19 protein-coding genes are annotated in these 19,434 nt (G+C 60.6%); 10 read left to right on the forward strand and 9 right to left on the reverse strand.

Translation table 11 applies throughout. The features are described from left to right. Positions 1 to 19 precede the first annotated feature (19 nt). The 4 genes from rng (at position 20) to tldD (ending at position 7,722) form a co-directional block, all read left to right on the forward strand. Positions 20 to 1,477, forward strand: a complete 1,458-nt coding sequence (rng, locus tag AC3WMV_RS00095; protein ID WP_007961585.1) for a ribonuclease G — start codon at positions 20 to 22, stop codon at positions 1,475 to 1,477. Positions 1,478 to 1,552: 75 nt separating this feature from the next. Further along, entirely contained in the window at positions 1,553 to 5,356 is a 3,804-nt protein-coding gene (locus tag AC3WMV_RS00100) for a YhdP family protein (RefSeq protein ID WP_103369622.1), read from the forward strand. 58 nt (positions 5,357 to 5,414) lie between these two features. Next, complete coding sequence (locus AC3WMV_RS00105; RefSeq protein WP_096795350.1) at positions 5,415 to 6,275, forward strand: carbon-nitrogen hydrolase family protein; 861 nt, start codon at positions 5,415 to 5,417, stop codon at positions 6,273 to 6,275. 4 nt (positions 6,276 to 6,279) lie between these two features. Beyond that, positions 6,280 to 7,722: a metalloprotease TldD gene (gene tldD / locus AC3WMV_RS00110; RefSeq protein ID WP_007961588.1), complete on the forward strand. Its 1,443-nt coding sequence runs from the start codon at positions 6,280 to 6,282 to the stop codon at positions 7,720 to 7,722. A 51-nt stretch (positions 7,723 to 7,773) separates the two neighbouring features. On the opposite strand, the gene yjgA is transcribed toward tldD, so the two are convergent. Next, positions 7,774 to 8,298, reverse strand: a complete 525-nt coding sequence (gene yjgA / locus AC3WMV_RS00115) for a ribosome biogenesis factor YjgA (protein ID WP_003221672.1) — start codon at positions 8,296 to 8,298, stop codon at positions 7,774 to 7,776. A 108-nt stretch (positions 8,299 to 8,406) separates the two neighbouring features. Here yjgA and pmbA point away from each other — a divergent pair, with 108 nt between their 5' ends. The 6 genes from pmbA (at position 8,407) to AC3WMV_RS00145 (ending at position 13,758) form a co-directional block, all read left to right on the forward strand. Next, complete coding sequence (gene pmbA / locus AC3WMV_RS00120; protein ID WP_103369623.1) at positions 8,407 to 9,753, forward strand: metalloprotease PmbA; 1,347 nt, start codon at positions 8,407 to 8,409, stop codon at positions 9,751 to 9,753. Positions 9,754 to 9,988: 235 nt separating this feature from the next. Then, entirely contained in the window at positions 9,989 to 10,396 is a 408-nt protein-coding gene (locus AC3WMV_RS00125; RefSeq protein WP_027610839.1) for a hypothetical protein, read from the forward strand. Beyond that, on the forward strand, positions 10,377 to 11,753 hold the full coding sequence (locus AC3WMV_RS00130) for a class II fumarate hydratase (protein ID WP_096795352.1): 1,377 nt from the start codon (positions 10,377 to 10,379) through the stop codon (positions 11,751 to 11,753). Before AC3WMV_RS00125 ends, AC3WMV_RS00130 begins: the two co-directional genes overlap by 20 nt. 27 nt (positions 11,754 to 11,780) lie before the next feature. Next, positions 11,781 to 12,221 (forward strand): DUF2753 family protein, encoded by a 441-nt coding sequence (locus AC3WMV_RS00135; protein WP_007967199.1) that lies wholly within the window; start codon positions 11,781 to 11,783, stop codon positions 12,219 to 12,221. Between the two features lies 1 nt (position 12,222). Next, positions 12,223 to 12,834, forward strand: a complete 612-nt coding sequence (locus AC3WMV_RS00140) for a superoxide dismutase (RefSeq protein WP_103369140.1) — start codon at positions 12,223 to 12,225, stop codon at positions 12,832 to 12,834. Positions 12,835 to 12,864: 30 nt separating this feature from the next. Beyond that, positions 12,865 to 13,758 carry a ZIP family metal transporter gene (locus AC3WMV_RS00145; protein WP_103369139.1) on the forward strand — a complete coding sequence of 298 codons (894 nt, stop codon included), beginning with the start codon at positions 12,865 to 12,867 and terminating at the stop codon, positions 13,756 to 13,758. A 62-nt stretch (positions 13,759 to 13,820) separates the two neighbouring features. Here AC3WMV_RS00145 and AC3WMV_RS00150 read toward each other — a convergent pair whose 3' ends face one another. From AC3WMV_RS00150 to lptC, 8 genes are all read right to left on the reverse strand, one after another. Beyond that, positions 13,821 to 14,096, reverse strand: a complete 276-nt coding sequence (locus AC3WMV_RS00150; protein WP_027610843.1) for an HPr family phosphocarrier protein — start codon at positions 14,094 to 14,096, stop codon at positions 13,821 to 13,823. Positions 14,097 to 14,111: 15 nt separating this feature from the next. Continuing rightward, the gene (gene rapZ / locus AC3WMV_RS00155) at positions 14,112 to 14,969 is read right to left on the reverse strand and encodes an RNase adapter RapZ (protein WP_103369138.1); all 858 of its coding nucleotides are present in this window, start codon (positions 14,967 to 14,969) and stop codon (positions 14,112 to 14,114) included. Between the two features lie 2 nt (positions 14,970 to 14,971). Beyond that, positions 14,972 to 15,436 (reverse strand): PTS IIA-like nitrogen regulatory protein PtsN, encoded by a 465-nt coding sequence (ptsN, locus tag AC3WMV_RS00160; RefSeq protein ID WP_027610845.1) that lies wholly within the window; start codon positions 15,434 to 15,436, stop codon positions 14,972 to 14,974. A gap of 12 nt (positions 15,437 to 15,448) precedes the next feature. After that, positions 15,449 to 15,757, reverse strand: a complete 309-nt coding sequence (gene hpf, locus AC3WMV_RS00165) for a ribosome hibernation-promoting factor, HPF/YfiA family (RefSeq protein ID WP_025109458.1) — start codon at positions 15,755 to 15,757, stop codon at positions 15,449 to 15,451. A 73-nt stretch (positions 15,758 to 15,830) separates the two neighbouring features. Next, positions 15,831 to 17,324: an RNA polymerase factor sigma-54 gene (locus tag AC3WMV_RS00170; RefSeq protein ID WP_027610846.1), complete on the reverse strand. Its 1,494-nt coding sequence runs from the start codon at positions 17,322 to 17,324 to the stop codon at positions 15,831 to 15,833. Between the two features lie 274 nt (positions 17,325 to 17,598). Beyond that, the gene (gene lptB / locus AC3WMV_RS00175) at positions 17,599 to 18,324 is read right to left on the reverse strand and encodes an LPS export ABC transporter ATP-binding protein (protein WP_007967211.1); all 726 of its coding nucleotides are present in this window, start codon (positions 18,322 to 18,324) and stop codon (positions 17,599 to 17,601) included. After that, positions 18,324 to 18,869, reverse strand: a complete 546-nt coding sequence (lptA, locus tag AC3WMV_RS00180) for a lipopolysaccharide transport periplasmic protein LptA (protein WP_096795357.1) — start codon at positions 18,867 to 18,869, stop codon at positions 18,324 to 18,326. Before lptA ends, lptB begins: the two co-directional genes overlap by 1 nt. Next, positions 18,856 to 19,428, reverse strand: a complete 573-nt coding sequence (gene lptC, locus AC3WMV_RS00185; RefSeq protein ID WP_047597847.1) for an LPS export ABC transporter periplasmic protein LptC — start codon at positions 19,426 to 19,428, stop codon at positions 18,856 to 18,858. Before lptC ends, lptA begins: the two co-directional genes overlap by 14 nt. Positions 19,429 to 19,434: the final 6 nt, after the last annotated feature.

A 19,434-nucleotide genomic window follows, 5' to 3' on the forward strand; every position in this document is an offset into this window, starting at 1 on the left:
GCCTGAACGAGACCCTGCCATGAGTGAAGAGATTCTGATCAACATCACGCCGATGGAATCGCGCGTGGCGGTGGTCGAAAACGGTGTGCTGCAAGAAGTCCATGTCGAGCGCACGCAAAAACGCGGGATCGTCGGCAACATCTATAAGGGCAAGATTGTCCGGGTGCTGCCGGGCATGCAGGCGGCATTCGTCGACATCGGTCTGGATCGTGCGGCATTCATCCACGCCTCGGAAATCTCCCTTCGCGAAGGCCCGGCGGTGGAAAGCATCAGCGCGCTGGTACACGAAGGTCAGAGCCTGGTGGTACAGGTGACCAAGGACCCGATCGGTTCCAAGGGCGCGCGCCTGACCACGCAGCTGTCGATTCCGTCGCGTTATCTGGTGTACATGCCGCGCACCGCCCACGTCGGCATTTCCCTGAAAATCGAAGACGAAGCCGAGCGCGAGCGCCTCAAGCAGGTGGTCAGCGATTGTGTGGCCAAAGAAGGAATCAAGGAGGCCGGTGGCTTCATTCTGCGTACCGCCGCCGAAGGTGCCGGGGCCGATGAGATCCTCATGGACATCCGCTACCTGCGCCGCCTGTGGGATCAGATCAATGCGCAGATCCAGACCATCGGCGCGCCAAGTGTGATCTACGAAGACCTCGGTCTGGCCCTGCGCACCTTGCGCGATCTGGTCAGCCCGAAGATCGAGAAAATCCGCATCGATTCTCGGGAAACCTTCCAGAAAACCACGCAGTTCGTCGCCGAACTGATGCCGGAAATCGCCGATCGTCTGGAACACTATCCGGGCGAGCGGCCGATTTTCGACCTGTATGGCGTCGAAGACGAAATCCAGAAAGCCCTCGAGCGCAAAGTGCCGCTCAAGTCCGGTGGTTATCTGGTGGTCGATCCGGCGGAAGCCATGACCACCATCGACGTCAACACCGGCGCGTTTGTCGGCCATCGCAATCTCGAAGAAACCATCTTCAAGACCAACCTCGAAGCCGCCACCGCGATTGCCCGGCAGATGCGCCTGCGCAATCTGGGCGGGATCATCATCATCGACTTCATCGACATGGAAGATGAAGAGCACCAGCGCCAGGTGCTGCGTACCCTGGAAAAACAGCTCGAGCGTGATCACGCCAAGACCAACATCATCGGCATCACCGAGTTGGGCCTGGTGCAGATGACCCGCAAGCGCACCCGTGAAAGCCTTGAGCAAGTGCTGTGCGAACCGTGCAGCAGTTGCCAGGGCCGGGGCAAGCTGAAGACCCCGGAAACCATCTGTTACGAGATTTTCCGCGAGATTCTGCGTGAAGCCCGGGCCTATCAGGCCGAGGGTTATCGGGTGTTGGCGAACCAGAAAGTAGTGGACCGTTTGCTCGATGAAGAGTCCGGTAACGTCGCCGAGCTTGAAGGGTTCATCGGTCGCACCATACGCTTTCAGGTCGAAACCATGTATTCCCAGGAACAATATGACGTGGTGCTGCTCTGAACCCCTGCAGCACAACTAATCCACAACGGCTGGCCTCAGCTTTCAGTAGTTTTTTTGCCATGGGAGCCAACTGACATGGAGCGTCTGACACGCATTTTGGCCGCACTGACCCGCTGGGGGCTGGGCCTGTGCGCGTTGGTTCTGGTGTTGATGGCGTTGTACGTCAGCCTCGGTCGGGAACTGACGCCACTGGTGGCGGAATACCGCACCGATATCGAAGACAAGGCCACGGCTGCGCTCGGCATGCCGTTGCAGATCGGCGAGCTGGAAGGCAACTGGAGCGGCTTCGCCCCGATTCTGCTGGCCCACGATGTGATGGTCGGTGACGGCGCCAATGCCTTGCGTCTGGATCGGGTGCGCGTGGTGCCTGACCTCTGGGCCAGTCTGCTGGCGCGCGAAGTCCGCATCGCCCACCTGGAATTGAACGGCCTGAAGATCAGCGTCAAGGAAGCGCAGGACGGCACTTGGGCGCTGGAAGGCCTGCCGGTGCAGAACGATCAGCCGCTGGATCCCGAGCAATTGTTCCAACGTTCGCAGATGGTTCAGCAACTGTCGGTGCTCGACAGTCAGGTGACCGTGCAGCCGCTGGATCAGGCGCCGATGACCTTTACCTACGTCGGACTGAATCTGAAAACCGGCAGCAGCCGTCAGCGTCTTGATGCTCGTCTGACCTTGCCCGATGGGCAACCGGTGGCGATGAGCCTGCGTACACGGATTCGCCCCTCTCAATTGCCGAACAGTTCGGTGGAAGGTTATGTCAGCCTGCCGCAAAGCGACTGGTCGAAGTGGCTGCCTGAGCGTGTGACTCAACAGTGGAATTTTTCCGAGATCAAAGCGGGCGGCGAGCTGTGGGTGAACTGGAACGACGGCGCTCTGCAAAGCGCCGCCATCCGTTTGAACGCACCACAGGTGACCGGCGCTTATGCCGAGCGCAAGCCGATCAAGATCAGCAATCTGGCGCTCAACGGCTATTACCAGCGCGATGACGAGGGCGCGATTGTCACTCTCGATTCGCTGGCGATGAACTTCGGCGAGACCCGCTGGGAATCCCATGTGCAGCTCAAGCAGACGGTGGCCACCGATAAAACCGATGAGTTGTGGCACTTGCAGGCCGACCGCCTCGACCTGACACCGATCACGCCGTTGCTCAATGCGCTGGGGCCGTTGCCCGAAAACGTCGCTACGGTCGTCGACCACCTGAAGGTGACGGGTGGACTGCGCAACGTGCTGCTGGATTTTCGTCCCAATGCCACCGACGGCTCGAAATTCGGCTTTGCGGCCAACCTCGATAATGTCGGTTTCGATGCCTATCACGGTGCCCCGGCGGCGCGAAACGTCAGTGGCAGCCTCAGCGGCAACCTCGACGGTGGCGAGTTGCGCCTGGACAGCAAGGATTTCGTCCTGCACCTCGACCCGATCTTCGCCAAGCCATGGCAATACATCCAGGCCAATGCCCGACTGACCTGGAAGCTCGATAAAGAAGGTTTCACCCTGATCGCGCCGTACCTGAAAGTGCTGGGCGAAGAGGGCAAAATTGCCGGCGACTTCCTGATCCGCCTGCACTTCGACCATAGCCAGGAAGACTACATGGACCTGCGCGTCGGGCTGGTCGATGGCGATGGTCGCTACACCGCCAAATACCTGCCCGAAGTCTTGAGCCCGGCCCTCGACGAGTGGCTGCGTACAGCGATCCTCAAGGGCGCCGTGGATCAGGGCTTCTTCCAGTACCAGGGTTCGCTGAGCAAAAACGCCAAGGACGTGGATCGCAGCATCAGCCTGTTCTTCAAGGTGCATGACGCCGAGCTGGCGTTCCAGCCGGGCTGGCCGCACGTGAGCAAGGTCAGCGGCGATGTGTTCATCGAGGACAGCGGCGTGCGCATCGTGGCCGACAAGGGCCAGTTGCTCGACACCCAGGTCAGCGACGTTTTCGTCAACATTCCCCATGTGCCGGCCGGGCAGCCCACCCATCTGTTGCTCGACGGCGGATTTGTCGGCGGGCTGGGCGATGGCTTGAAGATTCTGCAGACCGCGCCGATCGGTACCGGCGAAACCTTTGCCGGCTGGGAAGGCGAGGGCGATTTGCAGGGCAAGGTCAAACTCGACATTCCGCTGGAAAAGGGCGATCTGCCGAAGATCCTCGTCGATTTCAAAACCGCCAATGCGCGCCTGAAACTGGCCGAGCCGAAGCTGGAACTGAGTCAGCTCAAGGGCGATTTCCGTTTTGACAGCGCCAAGGGGCTGAGCGGGCAGAACATCGCCGCCAGGGCCTTCGACAAGCCGGTGACCGCGCAGATTTTCGCTGATGGCAGCCCGAACAAGCTCAAGACTAGGGTCGCGGCTTCCGGGCAGGTCGAGGTCAAGAAGCTCACTGACTGGCTGGGCGTGACTCAGCCGTTGCCGGTGTCCGGGACCCTTCCGTATCAGTTGCAGGTCAACCTTGACGGCACTGACAGTCAGCTCACTGTCAGCTCCAGCATGAAAGGTGTGGCAGTGGATCTGCCGGCACCGTTCGGCATGTCGGCCGAGCAGGGTCGTGACACGGTGTTCCGCATGACGTTGCAAGGTGCGGAGCGGCGTTACTGGGTCAACTACGATCAACTGGCGAGCTTCACCTTCGCCGCGCCGCCGAGCAATATCGCCGAGGGTCGCGGTGAGCTGTTCCTCGGTACGGGCGACGCCGTACTGCCGGAGGCCAAGGGCTTGCGCATTCGCGGGGTGCTGTCGGAGCTGGACGTCGCGCCGTGGCAGGATCTGGTCAGCAAATACGCCGGCAACGATCCGGGCGGCAGTGCCAAACAATTGCTCAACAGTGCCGACTTCAAGGTGGGCAAGCTCACCGCCTTCGGCACCACGCTGGATCAGGCTGCTGTACAGGTCAATCGCAAGCCATGGGCGTGGAATCTGGCGCTCGACAGCCAGCAGGCCAAGGGTTCGGCCAGCCTGCCCGATGCCAAGGGCGCGCCGATCGCGGTCAATCTGCAATACGTACGCCTGCCGGCGCCGGATCCGACGGTGCAGGCTGACGAGAACTCGCCTGATCCGCTGGTTTCGGTCGACCCGACGAAGATTCCCGCGCTGGATATCACCATCAATCAGTTGTTTCTGGGCCAGGATCTGGTCGGTGGCTGGTCGCTGAAAGTTCGCCCGACGGCCAAAGGCATCGCCCTGAACAACATGGACATGGGCCTCAAGGGCATCCTGTTGCAGGGCAATGGCGGCTGGGAAGGGGCGCCGGGTTCGACCAACAGTTGGTTCAAGGGCCGGATCAGCGGCAAGAACCTTGCCGATGTGCTCAAGGGTTGGGGCTTTGCGCCGAGCGTGACCAGTGAAGAGTTCCACATGGATGTCGATGGCCGCTGGCCGGGCTCGCCGGCATGGCTGGCAACCAAGCGCTTCTCCGGCACGCTGGATGCCTCGCTCAATAAAGGTCAGTTCGTTGAAGTGGAGGGCGGCGCGCAGGCGTTGCGGGTGTTCGGTCTGCTCAACTTCAACTCCATCGGCCGTCGTCTGCGTCTGGACTTCTCCGACTTGTTTGGCAAAGGCTTGAGCTACGATCGGGTCAAGGGCCTGTTGGTGGCTAATAACGGCGTGTATGTCACCCGCGAGCCGATTCGTCTGACCGGTCCTTCGAGCAACCTTGAGCTGGACGGTACGCTGGATCTGGTCGGCGATAAGGTCGATGCGAAATTGCTGGTGACCTTGCCGGTGACCAACAACCTGCCGATTGCTGCGTTGATTGTCGGCGCACCGGCGGTCGGCGGGGCGCTGTTTCTGATCGACAAGCTGATCGGCGACCGCGTGGCACGCTTCGCCAGCGTCAAGTACACCGTCAAAGGTCCGTGGAAAGAGCCGAAAATCACTTTCGACAAGCCTTTTTGAACAGCCACATCCCGGGCCTATGGAGTAGCATGGCCGCATACCTGTTACGGAGTGCGCCATGTCTTTAGCGGTGATTCAAATGGTCAGCCAGAGTGATGTGCTGGCCAATCTGGCGCAGGCTCGACGCCTGCTCGAACAGGCCGCGGCCGGCGGCGCGAAGCTGGCGGTGCTGCCGGAAAACTTCGCCGCCATGGGCCGTCGCGACATCGCCGACATCGGCCGTGCCGAAGCGCTGGGCGAAGGTCCGATCCTGCCATGGTTGAAACAGACCGCCCGCGACCTCAAGTTATGGATAGTGGCCGGCACCTTGCCGTTGCCGCCGCTTGGGCAACCGGACGCCAAGTCGCATGCCTGTTCGCTGCTGGTCAACGATCAGGGTGAAACCGTGGCACGGTATGACAAGTTGCACCTGTTCGATGTTGATGTGGCGGACAATCGCGGGCGGTATCGCGAATCCGATGACTATGCTTATGGCAGTGGCGTGGTGGTCGCAGACACGCCGGTTGGCCGAGTCGGCCTGACCGTGTGTTACGACCTGCGCTTTCCGGAGCTGTACAGCGAATTGCGCGCCGCCGGTGCCGAGTTGATTACCGCCCCGTCGGCCTTCACCGCAGTGACCGGTGCGGCGCATTGGGATGTGCTGATTCGCGCCCGGGCCATCGAGACGCAGTGTTATGTATTGGCGGCAGCGCAGGGCGGGACTCACCCGGGACCGCGTGAAACCTTCGGTCATGCGGCGATTGTCGACCCGTGGGGCCGTGTGCTGGCGCATCAGGATCAAGGCGAGGCGGTATTGTTGGCCGCACGCGACAGTGATGAACAAGCGTCTATCAGGGCGCGAATGCCGGTGACGAGTCATCGGCGGTTTTTCTCGCAGGGCGCCCAGCGGCCTGCTTCAGAACATGAATTTAAGGCGTAAACCTATGAGCGAGTTGTTGTCCTCAGTCAGTGATCACCTGTTGGCGCCCGGCGGCGTGACCATCGAGAGCCTGCAAGGTGTGCTCGGCGATCTGGCCGGCCCGGGCATCGATGCTGCCGATCTGTATTTCCAGGGCCAGATCTCTGAGTCGTGGTCGCTGGAAGACGGTATCGTCAAGGAAGGCAGCTTCAACCTCGACCAAGGTGTTGGCGTGCGTGCGCAGTCCGGCGAGAAAACCGGTTTTGCCTACAGCAACGCGATCACCCTCGAAGCCCTGGGCGCTGCGGCCCGTGCCGCCCGCTCGATTTCCCGCGCCGGGCAGAACGGCACGGTGCAGGCGTTCAGCACCCAGGACGTCGCGCAGTTGTATGCGCCGGACAATCCGCTGGAAGTGTTGAGCCGCGCCGAGAAAGTCGAGCTGCTCAAGCGCATCGACGTCGCTACCCGCGCCCTCGACCCACGGATTCAGCAGGTCAGCGTGAGCATGGCCGGGGTCTGGGAACGGATTCTGGTGGCGTCCACCGACGGTGGCCTGGCCGCTGATGTGCGTCCGCTGGTACGTTTCAACGTCAGCGTGATCGTCGAGCAGAATGGCCGTCGCGAGCGCGGCGGACATGGCGGCGGCGGGCGTACCGACTACCGTTATTTCCTCGCCGAAGACCGTGCCATGGGCTATGCCCGTGAAGCACTGCGTCAGGCGCTGGTGAATCTGGAAGCGATTCCGGCACCGGCCGGCACCTTGCCTGTCGTCCTCGGTTCGGGCTGGTCCGGTGTGCTGCTGCACGAAGCGGTCGGTCACGGTCTGGAAGGCGACTTCAACCGCAAGGGCAGTTCGGCCTACAGCGGGCGCATGGGCGAAATGGTCGCTTCCAAGCTCTGCACCATTGTCGATGACGGCACGTTGAGCGGTCGTCGCGGCTCGCTGAGCGTCGACGACGAAGGCACCCCGACCGAGTGCACCACGCTGATCGAGAACGGCGTGCTCAAAGGTTACATGCAGGACAAGCTCAATGCGCGTCTGATGGGCGTGGCCCGTACCGGCAACGGTCGGCGCGAGTCCTACGCGCATCTGCCCATGCCGCGCATGACCAACACCTACATGCTCGGAGGCGAGAGTGATCCGGCGGAAATCATCGCGTCGGTGAAGAAGGGCATCTACTGCGCCAACCTTGGCGGCGGTCAGGTCGACATCACCAGCGGCAAGTTCGTGTTCTCCACCAGTGAGGCGTACCTGATCGAGGACGGCAAGATCACCGCGCCGGTCAAGGGCGCGACGTTGATCGGCAACGGCCCCGAGGCGATGAGCCGGGTGTCGATGGTCGGTAACGATCTGGCGCTGGACAGCGGTGTGGGCACGTGCGGCAAGGACGGGCAGTCGGTGCCGGTGGGTGTCGGTCAGCCGACGCTGAAGATCGATGCGATTACCGTGGGTGGCACGGGCGCATAAAAAGAGGTGGAGCTGCGGGTGGCGCGCAGGGCGGCCACCCGATGGCGAGTATCAACGCAGGCCGCGTTGGGTATCGTCCAGCTCACGGATGTACTTGAAGATCTTGCGGCTGGAAGCAGGAGGTTTGTTTTGCGCAACCTCGTGCTGAGCCTGACGGATCAGGGAACGCAGTTGCTGGCGATCGGCGTCGGGGTATTCGACGACGAATTTCTCCAGCACGGCATCGTCACCGGCGATCAGGCGGTCACGCCAGCGTTCGAGGTTGTGGAAACGCTCGTTGTACTGACGGGTGGAGGCATCGAGTTGATCGAGCAGGACCAGAATCGCGTCAGTGTCCTGATCGCGCATCAGTTTGCCGATGAACTGCAGGTGCCGTTTACGCGCGATGTTCGCGGTGTGCTTCGGCGCATCGGCCAAGGCCCGGCGCAAGGCGTCGGTCAATGGCAGTTTTGCCTGCAAGTCGGGCTTGAGTGTTGTAAGGCGCTCGCCAAGGTCAACCAGAGCATGCAGCTCGCGTTTGACCTGAGATTTGCTTTTTTCTCCCGTATCGAGGGAGTCGTCGTAAGAATCAACCATGGTGGCAGTCCGCAAAGAAACGCCGCCATGATAACCAGTCGGGGGCCGCTTGTCCGGCCCGGTCGCTCGATGACCCCAGCCGAAAGCAGAATTTGAGTGGAGATGAGCATGAGTGCAGTTCAAAGCGTCGGCCCGCAAGCATTGCCGGCACTGCAGGAACAGGTCGAGCAGATCATCGCCGAAGCCAAGCGTCAGGGCGCCAGCGCCTGTGAAGTCGCGGTGTCGCTGGAGCAGGGTTTGTCGACGTCGGTGCGCCAGCGTGAGGTCGAGACGGTCGAATTCAATCGCGACCAGGGCTTTGGCATCACCCTGTACGTCGGCCAGCGCAAAGGCTCAGCCAGCACGTCCGCCACCGGGCCGGACGCGATTCGTGAAACCGTTGCCGCTGCACTGGCGATCGCCAAACACACCTCTGAAGACGAAGCCTCGGGCCTCGCCGATGCCGCGCTGATGGCCAGGGATGTGCAGGATTTCGACCTGTTCCACGAATGGGACATCACCCCGGAGCAGGCCATCGAGAAGGCGTTGCTCTGTGAAGCCGCCGCGTTCGACGCCGATGCGCGAATCAAGAACGCTGACGGCACCACCCTCAGCACCCATCAGGGCTGCCGTGTATATGGCAACAGCCACGGTTTCATCGGTGGTTACGCGTCGACCCGGCACAGCCTGAGCTGCGTGATGATCGCCGAAGCCGACGGCCAGATGCAGCGCGATTACTGGTATGACGTCAATCGTCAGGGCAGCCTGCTGGCGGATCCGGTGAGCATCGGCCAGCGTGCCGCGCAACGCGCCGCGAGCCGTCTGGGCGCGCGTCCGGTACCGACCTGCGAAGTGCCGGTGCTGTTTTCCGCCGAGCTGGCGGGCGGCTTGTTCGGCAGCTTCCTGTCTGCGGTGTCTGGCGGCAGTCTGTATCGCAAATCGTCGTTCCTCGAAGGCACGCTGGGCCAGAAGCTGTTCCCCGAATGGCTGACCATCGATGAGCGTCCACACCTGATGCGCGCCATGGGCAGTGCGTCCTACGACGGTGATGGTCTGGCCACCTACGCCAAACCGTTCGTCGAGAAGGGCGAGTTGGTGTCGTACATCCTCGGCACGTACTCCGGGCGCAAACTCGGCATGCCGAGCACCGCCAACGCGGGTGGCGTGCACAACCTGTTCGTCACTCACGGTGATGAAGATCAGGCGGCGCTGTTGAAACGCATGGGCCGTGGCCTGTTGGTTTCCGAGTTGATGGGCCATGGCTTGAACATGGTCACCGGCGACTATTCGCGTGGGGCGGCGGGGTTCTGGGTCGAGAACGGCGAAATCCAGTTCGCGGTGCAGGAAGTGACCATCGCCGGCAACATGCGCGACATGTTCAAGCAGATCGTCGCAGTCGGTAATGATCTGGAGCTGCGCAGCAATATTCGTACGGGCTCGGTGCTGATCGAGCGGATGACTGTCGCGGGCAGCTAAGCCCCAGCGGTCAGACAAGAAAGGCGCGCCACCTCATCGGGTGGCGCGCCTTTTTTCTTGGCTCCACACAAAACCTTGTGGGAGCGAGCCTGCTCGCGAAAGCGGCAGCGGCGACTGACACGACGCCTTCGCGAGCAGGCTCGCTCCTACAATGGAGTCTGTGTAATCAGGCGCTCTTGTTTTGCTTCTCATTATCATCTAATAATAAATCTCATCTCCGAACGAGCCCCGGATCATGAGTTCTGCCTTGCACGAGCAGCCGTACCTCGAAAGCTGGCGCTGGATGAGTCGCCAGATCCGTTGCGCGATGGATCCTGACGAACCACGCCTGATCGAACATTACCTGGCCGAAGGCCGTTATCTGGCCTGCTGTACGGCGACTTCCCCGTGGACCATCGCTGAAACCTCCTTCCGTCTGCTGCTCGACACAGCCACCGACATCGCGTTGCCGTGGCACTGGCGCAGCCTGTGTCTCGATCAAGCCTGGCGTCCGTTGCGTGAAATGGAGCGCCTGTCGCTGTGCAACTGCCGGCTCCAGCGCTGGCAGCGCTACACCTGGCAACTGGCGACCTGCGAGTTGCTTCCCTCGATTCCTCTCATTGAATTAGTCCAAGGATTTACCGATGACCAAGACTCGTATTGAGCGCGACAGCATGGGCGAACTACAGGTGCCGGTGGACGCTCTCTACGGCGCGCAGACCCAGCGCGCAGTGGATAACTTCCCGATCAGCGGCAAGCCGATGCCAACGCAATTCATCCGTGCGCTGATCCTCGCCAAAGCCGCCGCCGCGCGGGCCAACGTCGAGCTCAACCAGCTCAGCGCCGGCCAGGGCAAAGCTATCAGCGATGCCGCGCAAGGCCTGCTCGAAGGCGATTTCATGCAGCATTTCCCGGTGGATATCTTCCAGACCGGCTCCGGCACCAGCTCCAACATGAACGCCAACGAAGTGATCGCGACCCTCGCCAGCCGCCTGCTCGGCGAGCCGGTCAACCCGAACGATCACGTCAACTGCGGCCAGAGCAGCAACGACATCATTCCGACCACCATCCACGTCAGCGCGGCGTTGACCCTGCATGAGCAGCTGTTGCCGGCGCTGTTGCATCTGGTGCAGGTCATCGAAAACAAAGCCGATCAGGTGCACCACCACGTCAAAACCGGCCGTACGCACTTGATGGACGCGATGCCGGTGCGCATGAGTCAGGTGCTCAATGGCTGGGCGCAGCAGCTCAAGGCCAACATCGGTCATCTGCAGGATTTACTGCCGAGCCTGCAATCGCTGGCGCAGGGCGGTACGGCGGTCGGCACCGGGATCAATGCGCATCCGGAATTCGCCGCGCGTTTCAGCCGCCAGCTCAGCCAACTGACGAATGTGCAATTCACTCCGGGCAAGGATCTGTTCGCCCTGATCGGCTCGCAGGACACGGCCGTCGCCGTCTCTGGTCAGCTCAAAGCCACCGCCGTATCGCTGATGAAAATCGCCAACGACCTGCGCTGGATGAACTCTGGTCCGCTCGCCGGCCTTGGCGAGATCGAGCTGGAAGCCCTGCAACCGGGTTCGTCGATCATGCCGGGCAAGGTTAATCCGGTGATTCCGGAAGCTACTGCGATGGTCGCTGCGCAAGTGATCGGCAACGACTCGGTGATCACCATCGCCGGCCAGTCGGGCAATTTCGAACTGAACGTGATGCTGCCGATCATCGCCCAGAACCTGCTGAGCAGCATCGAACTGCTGGCCAATGCCAGTCGTCTGCTCGGCGACAAGGCCATCGCCAGCTTCAAGGTCAATGAGTCGCGGCTCAAGGAAGCGCTGTCGCGCAACCCGATTCTGGTCACCGCGCTCAACCCGATCATCGGCTACCAGAAAGCCGCCGAAATCGCCAAGCAGGCCTACAAGCAGGGCCGCCCGGTGATCGACGTCGCGCTGGAGCACACCGACCTGTCGCGCAGCCAACTGGAAGAGTTGCTCAACCCCGAGAAACTCACCGCTGGCGGCGTGTAAATACCGCAACCGCTTTGGAGGTTCACCATGGAGCACTGGAAACGCACGATCGAACGGGCCAATCGCTGCTTCATGCTGGGCGAGCTGATTGATGCCCGTGAAGCTTATCTGCAAGCCCTGGCCCTGGCGCAAGTGCTGTTCGAGCGCTGGGCCGATGCCGACGAAGCGGTGGCGGCCTGCGTCATCTCCCACCACAACCTCGCGGATCTGCACCTGCGCCTGAATCAGCCGGAGGAGAGCGCCGAGTACCTCTGCGCGATTCATCAACGGCTGTTGCAGACCATGCAGGACGAGCGTCTGCGTCCGGCCCTGCGGGAAGCGGCGTTGCGCCAGAGCAGCAAGACCTACGTCGAACTGCTGAATTTCATCAGCGAACACGGCGAATACCCACGCACCCAGCGCCTGCTGCACCCGGACACCGGCAACGCACGCCGCGCGTCAGCTTCACATCATCATGGAGTCCACTGAAATGGCTTTTACCTTGCCTGCCTTGCCGTACGCCTACGACGCCCTGGAACCGCACATCGATGCGCAAACCATGGAGATCCACTACACCAAGCACCACCAGACCTACATCAACAACCTCAATGCCGCCGTCGAAGGCACTGAGTACGCCGAATGGCCGGTGGAAAAACTGGTCGCCAGCGTTCAGCAGTTGCCGGAAAAACTCCGCGCGGCGGTGATCAATCAGGGTGGCGGGCATGCCAACCATTCGCTGTTCTGGGAAGTCATGGTGCCCAACGGCGGTGGCAAGCCGGACGGCGCGCTGGCCAAGGCGATTGACGACCAACTGGGCGGTCTCGACAGCTTCAAGGACGCCTTTACCAAAGCCGCGTTGACCCGTTTCGGCAGCGGCTGGGCCTGGCTCAGCGTGACCCCGGAGAAAAAACTGGTCGTGGAAAGTAGCGGCAATCAGGACAGCCCGTTGATGAACGGCAACACGCCGATTCTCGGTCTGGATGTTTGGGAACACGCCTATTACCTGCGTTATCAGAACCGTCGCCCGGAATACATCAACGCGTTCTACAACGTGATCAACTGGCCGGAAGTTGCTGCGCGCTACCAGGCTGCACTGGTTTAAGTCTTCTATAAAAACAATCCAGGGCTGACTATGGGCACTGAAACACTGGCGATTGGCGGTGGACGCATGTTTCGTTACGCGGTCGGGTCGCTGTTGCTGCTGGCCGGCATAACCTTGCTGGCGGCGCACGGGCTGGAATGGCTGGATCTGCAGCCGCGATTGTCACGCGCATTGCAGGGCGGCGCGATCTGCGCCCTCGGCACGGCGCTCGGCGCGGTGCCGGTGCTGGTGATCCGGCGTATGCCGCAGAGGCTCAGCGATACGCTACTGGGTTTCGGCGCCGGCGTGATGCTGGCGGCGACCGCGTTTTCGCTGATCGTGCCGGGCATCGCTGCTGCCGAAAGTCTGGGCCTGACACCGTTGGCCGCCAGCGGGCTGATTTGCTTCGGCATCATGCTCGGTGCGTTCGGTTTGTATCTGGTGGATCTGAAACTGTCCGGCGCCTCACCGGAAATGCTCGTCGGTACCCCCGAGCACCCGGTGATTCCGCCGCGCATCTGGCTGTTCGTCTTCGCCATCATTGCTCACAACATCCCGGAAGGCATGGCGGTGGGGGTGTCCGCTGGCGGCGGCATGCCGGATGCCGACAGTCTGGCGATGGGCATCGCCTTGCAGGATGTGCCAGAGGGATTGGTGATTGCGCTGGTACTGGCGGGGGCAGGAATGTCGCGGGTCAAGGCATTCTTGATCGGTGCGGCTTCAGGGTTGGTCGAGCCGGTGTTTGCACTGCTCTGTGCCTGGCTGGTCAGTCTGGCGGAGCTGTTATTGCCGTTGGGGCTGGCGCTGGCGGCGGGGGCGATGTTGCTGGTGGTGACGCACGAAGTCATTCCGGAATCGCGCCGCAATGGTCATGACAAGCTGGCCAGTCTTGGCTTGCTGATCGGGTTTTGTCTGATGATGGTGATGGATACGGCGTTGGGTTGAATATCAAAAGATCGCAGCCTGCGGCAGCTGTTGCCAAGGCTGCGATCTTCGGTGCTGGGCTGTCAGCCCCCTTCATCGAAGTAGTTGTTGATCAGCTCCACCAAAGCAACCATGGCCTCCTCAGCCTGTTCGCCTTCGGTGCTCAAATGGATCTTGGTGCCCTTGCCGGCCGCGAGCATCATCATCGCCATGATGCTTTTGCCGTCTACTGCTGTCTCGGGTGTGCGACCGACTCTTATCGTGGTCTCCGGAAACTTGCCGGCCACGCCGACGAATTTGGCCGATGCCCGGGCATGCAGACCCAATTTGTTGATGATTTCGATTTCACGAGCAGGCATCGCGGTGTGAATCCTTTAAGTGAGGTCGCGGTGGCGAACCTGGACGTTCTTCAGGGTTTTCTGCAGGGCCTGACCCAGGCGTTCGGTCAGGTAAACGGAGCGGTGATGCCCGCCGGTGCAGCCAATGGCAATGGTGACGTAGGCGCGGTTGCTCGCGGCAAAACGTGGCAGCCATTTGTACAGGTAGCCGTAGATGTCCTGGAACATCTCCTCAACCTCCGGTTGTGCAGCCAGGTACTCGGCGACCGGTGCGTCGAGACCCGATTGTGTACGCAGTTCCGGTTTCCAGTAAGGATTGGGCAGGCAGCGCACATCGAACACCAGATCCGCGTCCACCGGCATGCCGCGCTTGAAGCCGAACGACTCGACCAGAAACGCCGTGCCCGGCTCCGGCTGGTTCAGCAGTCGCAGCTTGATGGTGTCACGCAACTGGTACAGATTCAGATTGGTGGTGTTGACCTTGAGGTCGGCCAGATCGGCGATCGGGCCGAGCAGGGCGGTCTCGTCGTTGATTGCCTCGGCCAGTGAGCGGTTGGCGGTGCTCAGCGGGTGGCGACGGCGGGTTTCCGAGAAGCGTTTGAGCAAGGTTTCTTCGTCGGCATCCAGATACAGCACATCACACTGGATGTGTCGGGCGCGGACTTCTTCGAGCAACTCGGGGAAGCGCGACAGGTGGCTCGGCAGATTGCGTGCATCGATCGACACGGCCACCAGCGGCTGAGCCAGCTCGGTATGAATCAGGGCGCGTTCGGCGAGTTCCGGCAGCAGACCGGCCGGCAGGTTGTCGATGCAGTAGTAGCCGTTGTCCTCAAGGACATTCAGGGCGGTACTTTTACCCGAGCCGGAGCGGCCGCTGACGATGATCAAGCGCATGATTAATGACCGTTCTGCTCGCTCAGGACGACCTGATACAAGGCTTCGTTGCTCGGTGCGCTGCGCAGTTTTTCGCGCACTTCCTTGCGATCGAGCATGCTGGCGATCTGGCGCAGTAATTCCAGGTGGGCATCGGTGGCCGCTTCCGGGACCAGCAGTACAAACAGCAGGTCGACCGGTGCGCCGTCGATGGCATCGAAATCGATGGGGGCATCAAGGTGCATCAATGCGCTGATAGGCGCTTCGCAGCCTTTGAGGCGGCAGTGCGGAATGGCGATGCCGTTGCCGAAACCGGTGGATCCGAGTTTCTCACGGGCTACCAGGCTCTCGAAAACATCCTGCATGGCCAGATCCGGCACTTCTTTATGGATGAGGTTGGCAATCTGTTCGAGGGCTTTCTTTTTACTGCCGCCCGGCACGTTCACCAGGGAACGGCCGGGGGTCAGGATACTTTCAAGTCGGATCATGGGTTGGGAGTGTTAACGACCTGTCGCGCCCTGGAGGAGGCTCTGGGTCTTTTCCTTATGCTTTTTGAGTTGGCGATCCAGCTTGTCGGTCAGTGAGTCGATCGCAGCGTACATGTCGGTATCTTCTGCGTTGGCGACCACTTCGCTGCCGGGTATATGCAAGGTGGCTTCGATTTTCTGCTTGAGCTTTTCGACGCACATCGTGACTTGCACGTTGGTGATCTTGTCGAAATGGCGCTCCAATCGTTCGAGTTTCTCGTTGATGTAGGTGCGCAGAGGTTCGGTCACTTCCAGTTGGTGTCCACTGATGTTGACTTGCATACAGCTTCTCCTTCGTTGCCAGTGCATAAAGCGGCAGGCCGAAGAGCCTGCCACTGGAACGCTGTAACGTGGCTTACATCAACCGCTTGCGTTCGCTCGAAGGCGCGATCCCGAGGGATTCGCGGTACTTGGCGACGGTGCGGCGAGCCACCTGAATGCCTTGTGCCTCCAGTAAACCAGCGATCTTGCTGTCACTCAACGGCTTTTTCTGATTTTCCGCCGCAACCAGTTTTTTGATGATCGCGCGGATCGCCGTCGACGAGCATTCACCGCCTTCGGAGGTGCTGACGTGGCTTGAGAAAAAGTATTTCAGTTCATAAATACCGCGCGGGGTATGCATGAATTTCTGCGTGGTGACCCGGGAAATCGTCGATTCGTGCATGCCGACCGCCTCGGCGATGTCATGCAGGACCAACGGTTTCATGGCTTCATCGCCATACTCCAGGAAGCCGCGCTGATGCTCGACGATCTGGGTGGCCACCTTCATCAGGGTTTCGTTGCGGCTTTGCAGGCTCTTGATGAACCAGCGTGCCTCTTGCAACTGGTTGCGCATGAAGGTGTTGTCGGCGCTGGTGTCGGCGCGACGGACGAAACCGGCGTACTGCGCGTTAACCCGCAGACGGGGCACTGACTCCTGATTCAGCTCGACCAGCCAGCGTTCGTTATCCTTGCGCACAATGACGTCGGGCACCACGTACTCGGCTTCGGTCGATTCGATCTGCGAGCCCGGACGCGGATTGAGGCTTTGCACCAGTTCGATGACCTGACGCAACTCGTCTTCCTTGAGCTTCATACGCCGCATCAACTGGCTGTAGTCGCGACTGCCGAGCAGATCGATGTAATCGCTGACCAGACGTTTGGCTTCGTTGAGCCACGGGGTCTTGGCCGGGAGCTGACGCAGTTGCAGCAGCAGGCATTCGCCGAGGTTGCGCGCCCCGATACCGGCCGGTTCGAACTGCTGAATGCGGTGCAGAACGGCTTCGATCTCGTCCAGCTCGATGTCGAGCTCCGGATCAAAGGCGTCGAGAATTTCTTCGAGGGTTTCGTCGAGGTAGCCCTGATTGTTGATGCAATCGATCAGGGTCACGGCGATCAGGCGGTCGGTGTCGGACATCGGCGCCAGGTTCAATTGCCACAGCAGATGGCTTTGCAGGCTTTCGCCGGCGGACGTGCGGGTGGTGAAGTCCCACTCGTCGTCATCGCTGCTGGGCAGGCTGCTGGCGCTGGTCTGGTAGACGTCTTCCCAGGCGGTATCAACGGGCAGTTCGTTAGGAATGCGCTCGTTCCATTCGCCATCTTCCAGATTGTCCACCGTCGGGGCGGCTTCCTGATAGGACGGTTCCTGAATGTCGGTGTTGGGTTTTTGTTCGGCGTTGTCGGCCAAAGGATCGGTATTGTCGAAGTCGTCGCCTTCTTCCTGGCGTTCGAGCATCGGATTGGATTCCAGGGCCTCCTGGATTTCCTGTTGCAGGTCCAGGGTCGACAATTGGAGCAGGCGGATGGCCTGTTGCAGCTGCGGTGTCATCGTCAGCTGCTGGCCCATTCTCAAGACTAGCGATGGTTTCATGGCAGGGGCTTAACACCTTATTCGCCGGCGCGCATGCGCCATCCACTACAGGGCGCCGGAGCGCCAAACTTAAGCAAATTATATGCCTGAAACTGTCGTGTTTGCCTAGAGCGCTGTAACAATAAAAGCGTATAAAACTTTGTTGACGCATCGCGTCGGAGCACGGTGAACATCTTTGAGGCGTCGTGTCTGCCTAGAGCGCTGTAACAATAAAAGCGTATAAAAGCCTGCTTCATCGATACAGCACCCGGAGGCTGGCCAAGTGCCTTGGTGCTTACAGGCGGAACTCGTGGCCCAGATACACTTCCTTCACCAGATCGTTGGCAAGGATGGTCGCCGCATCGCCTTCCGCGATCAGTTGACCGTCGTTGACGATGTAGGCGGTTTCGCAGATATCCAGGGTCTCACGCACGTTGTGGTCGGTGATAAGAACACCGATGCCCTTGGCCTTGAGGTGATGGATGATCTGCTTGATGTCGCCGACCGAAATCGGGTCGACACCGGCGAACGGTTCGTCGAGCAGGATGAATTTCGGTGCGGTCGCCAGGGCGCGGGCGATTTCCACCCGGCGGCGTTCACCACCGGACAGGCTCATGCCGAGGTTGTCGCGGATGTGGCTGATGTGGAATTCCTGCAGCAGGCTTTCCAGTTCCTTGCGACGACCGGCCTTGTCGAGTTCCGTGCGGGTTTCGAGGATGGCCATGATGTTATCGGCCACCGACAATTTGCGGAAGATCGACGCTTCTTGCGGCAGATAGCCGATACCTGCCTTGGCACGGCCGTGCATCGGCTGATGGCTGACGTCCAGATCATCGATCAGTACGCGACCCTGATCGGCCTGCACCAGACCGACGATCATGTAGAAGCAGGTGGTCTTGCCGGCGCCGTTCGGGCCGAGCAGGCCAACGATCTGGCCGCTGTCGATCGACAGGCTGACGTCGCGCACAACCTGGCGGCTTTTATAGGCCTTGGCCAGGTGTTGAGCTTTCAGAGTTGCCATTACTGGGTTTTCTCGTCGGTTTTCTTCTTCGGCTGGATCACCATGTCGATACGCGGACGCGCTTCGGTGACTTTGCTGCCGGTAGCGCGACCGGCACTGGCCAGTTTCTTCACCGTGTCATAGACGATTTTCTCGCCCTGAGTGGTGTTGTTGTCCTTGTCGACAACCTTGGCCTTGTCGATCAGCACGACGCGGTTTTGCGCGGCGTGGTACTGAATCGTCACGCCCCAGCCCTGAACAGGCTTGGCGTCACCCTGGGTTTGCAGTTGCTCGAAGTAGGCAAGGTTGCCCACCGAGGTCACCACGTCGATATCGCCGGTCGGAGTACGGGTGATGGTCACCGTATTGCCCTTAACGATCATTGAGCCCTGGGTGATGATCACATCACCTTTATAGGTGGCGATGCCGTTCTTGTCGTCCAGCTGGGCGTCGTCGGCCTGAATGCGGATAGGTTGCTGCTGATCGTTCGGCAGAGCCCAGGCGCTCACGCTTCCCAGTGCTGCGCCCAGACTGAGCAAAATAGGGAGGGTTTTAACGAGCCTCATACTGTCCTCTTACGTTCGATTGCAGGTGTATCCTGCTTTCCTTCAAATACGCCTTCATTCCCACGCCAGTCGATACACCGCCAGCGCCGTCGATTCTAACGGGTTGCTCGGTCTGCGCATATTGCTGCTGAGGGAACACCGTCATGCGTGTGCTGGTGATCAGGGTGTCGCGTTTCTTTTCATCGGTGCGCTTGATGCGTACCGAGTCGATCAATTCTACCTGCGTTCCGTCCGGATTCACTTCGCCGCGTTCGCTGGTCACGTGCCACGGAAACTCGGTGCCGCGATACATGTTGAGGTCGGGTTTGGTAACCAGAGTCACATCCGTCGCTTTCAGGTGTTCGGCCTTGTCCGACGTCATTTCGTACTGCACTTTGCCGTCCGGCAGATATTGCAGGGTATGCGTATTGGTGGCGTACCAGTCGATAGCGGTGTCTTCGACCTTGACCACGGGCTTGTCGAGGAAGCGTTCCGGGCTGATGTTCCAGTAGCCGACCGCCGCAAACATGGCAGCGATGCAGCCGAACAGCAGGAAGTTGCGAAATTTTTTGCTAAACATGATTTG

It is taken from the genome of Pseudomonas sp. FW305-3-2-15-E-TSA4 (genome assembly GCF_058787295.1).

What these genes read in the sequence shown, in the direction of transcription:
- hpf (WP_025109458.1), bottom strand. Translation starts at nt 15,757, where the DNA reads ATGCAAGTCAACATCAGTGGACACCAACTGGAAGTGACCGAACCTCTG.
- ptsN (WP_027610845.1), bottom strand. Translation starts at nt 15,436, where the DNA reads ATGATCCGACTTGAAAGTATCCTGACCCCCGGCCGTTCCCTGGTGAAC.
- lptC (WP_047597847.1), bottom strand. Translation starts at nt 19,428, where the DNA reads ATGTTTAGCAAAAAATTTCGCAACTTCCTGCTGTTCGGCTGCATCGCT.
- AC3WMV_RS00105 (WP_096795350.1), top strand. Translation starts at nt 5,415, where the DNA reads ATGTCTTTAGCGGTGATTCAAATGGTCAGCCAGAGTGATGTGCTGGCC.
- tldD (WP_007961588.1), top strand. Translation starts at nt 6,280, where the DNA reads ATGAGCGAGTTGTTGTCCTCAGTCAGTGATCACCTGTTGGCGCCCGGC.
- AC3WMV_RS00100 (WP_103369622.1), top strand. Translation starts at nt 1,553, where the DNA reads ATGGAGCGTCTGACACGCATTTTGGCCGCACTGACCCGCTGGGGGCTG.
- AC3WMV_RS00150 (WP_027610843.1), bottom strand. Translation starts at nt 14,096, where the DNA reads ATGCCTGCTCGTGAAATCGAAATCATCAACAAATTGGGTCTGCATGCC.
- AC3WMV_RS00170 (WP_027610846.1), bottom strand. Translation starts at nt 17,324, where the DNA reads ATGAAACCATCGCTAGTCTTGAGAATGGGCCAGCAGCTGACGATGACA.
- yjgA (WP_003221672.1), bottom strand. Translation starts at nt 8,298, where the DNA reads ATGGTTGATTCTTACGACGACTCCCTCGATACGGGAGAAAAAAGCAAA.
- rng (WP_007961585.1), top strand. Translation starts at nt 20, where the DNA reads ATGAGTGAAGAGATTCTGATCAACATCACGCCGATGGAATCGCGCGTG.
- lptA (WP_096795357.1), bottom strand. Translation starts at nt 18,869, where the DNA reads ATGAGGCTCGTTAAAACCCTCCCTATTTTGCTCAGTCTGGGCGCAGCA.
- AC3WMV_RS00145 (WP_103369139.1), top strand. Translation starts at nt 12,865, where the DNA reads ATGGGCACTGAAACACTGGCGATTGGCGGTGGACGCATGTTTCGTTAC.
- lptB (WP_007967211.1), bottom strand. Translation starts at nt 18,324, where the DNA reads ATGGCAACTCTGAAAGCTCAACACCTGGCCAAGGCCTATAAAAGCCGC.
- AC3WMV_RS00130 (WP_096795352.1), top strand. Translation starts at nt 10,377, where the DNA reads ATGACCAAGACTCGTATTGAGCGCGACAGCATGGGCGAACTACAGGTG.
- rapZ (WP_103369138.1), bottom strand. Translation starts at nt 14,969, where the DNA reads ATGCGCTTGATCATCGTCAGCGGCCGCTCCGGCTCGGGTAAAAGTACC.
- pmbA (WP_103369623.1), top strand. Translation starts at nt 8,407, where the DNA reads ATGAGTGCAGTTCAAAGCGTCGGCCCGCAAGCATTGCCGGCACTGCAG.
- AC3WMV_RS00135 (WP_007967199.1), top strand. Translation starts at nt 11,781, where the DNA reads ATGGAGCACTGGAAACGCACGATCGAACGGGCCAATCGCTGCTTCATG.
- AC3WMV_RS00125 (WP_027610839.1), top strand. Translation starts at nt 9,989, where the DNA reads ATGAGTTCTGCCTTGCACGAGCAGCCGTACCTCGAAAGCTGGCGCTGG.
- AC3WMV_RS00140 (WP_103369140.1), top strand. Translation starts at nt 12,223, where the DNA reads ATGGCTTTTACCTTGCCTGCCTTGCCGTACGCCTACGACGCCCTGGAA.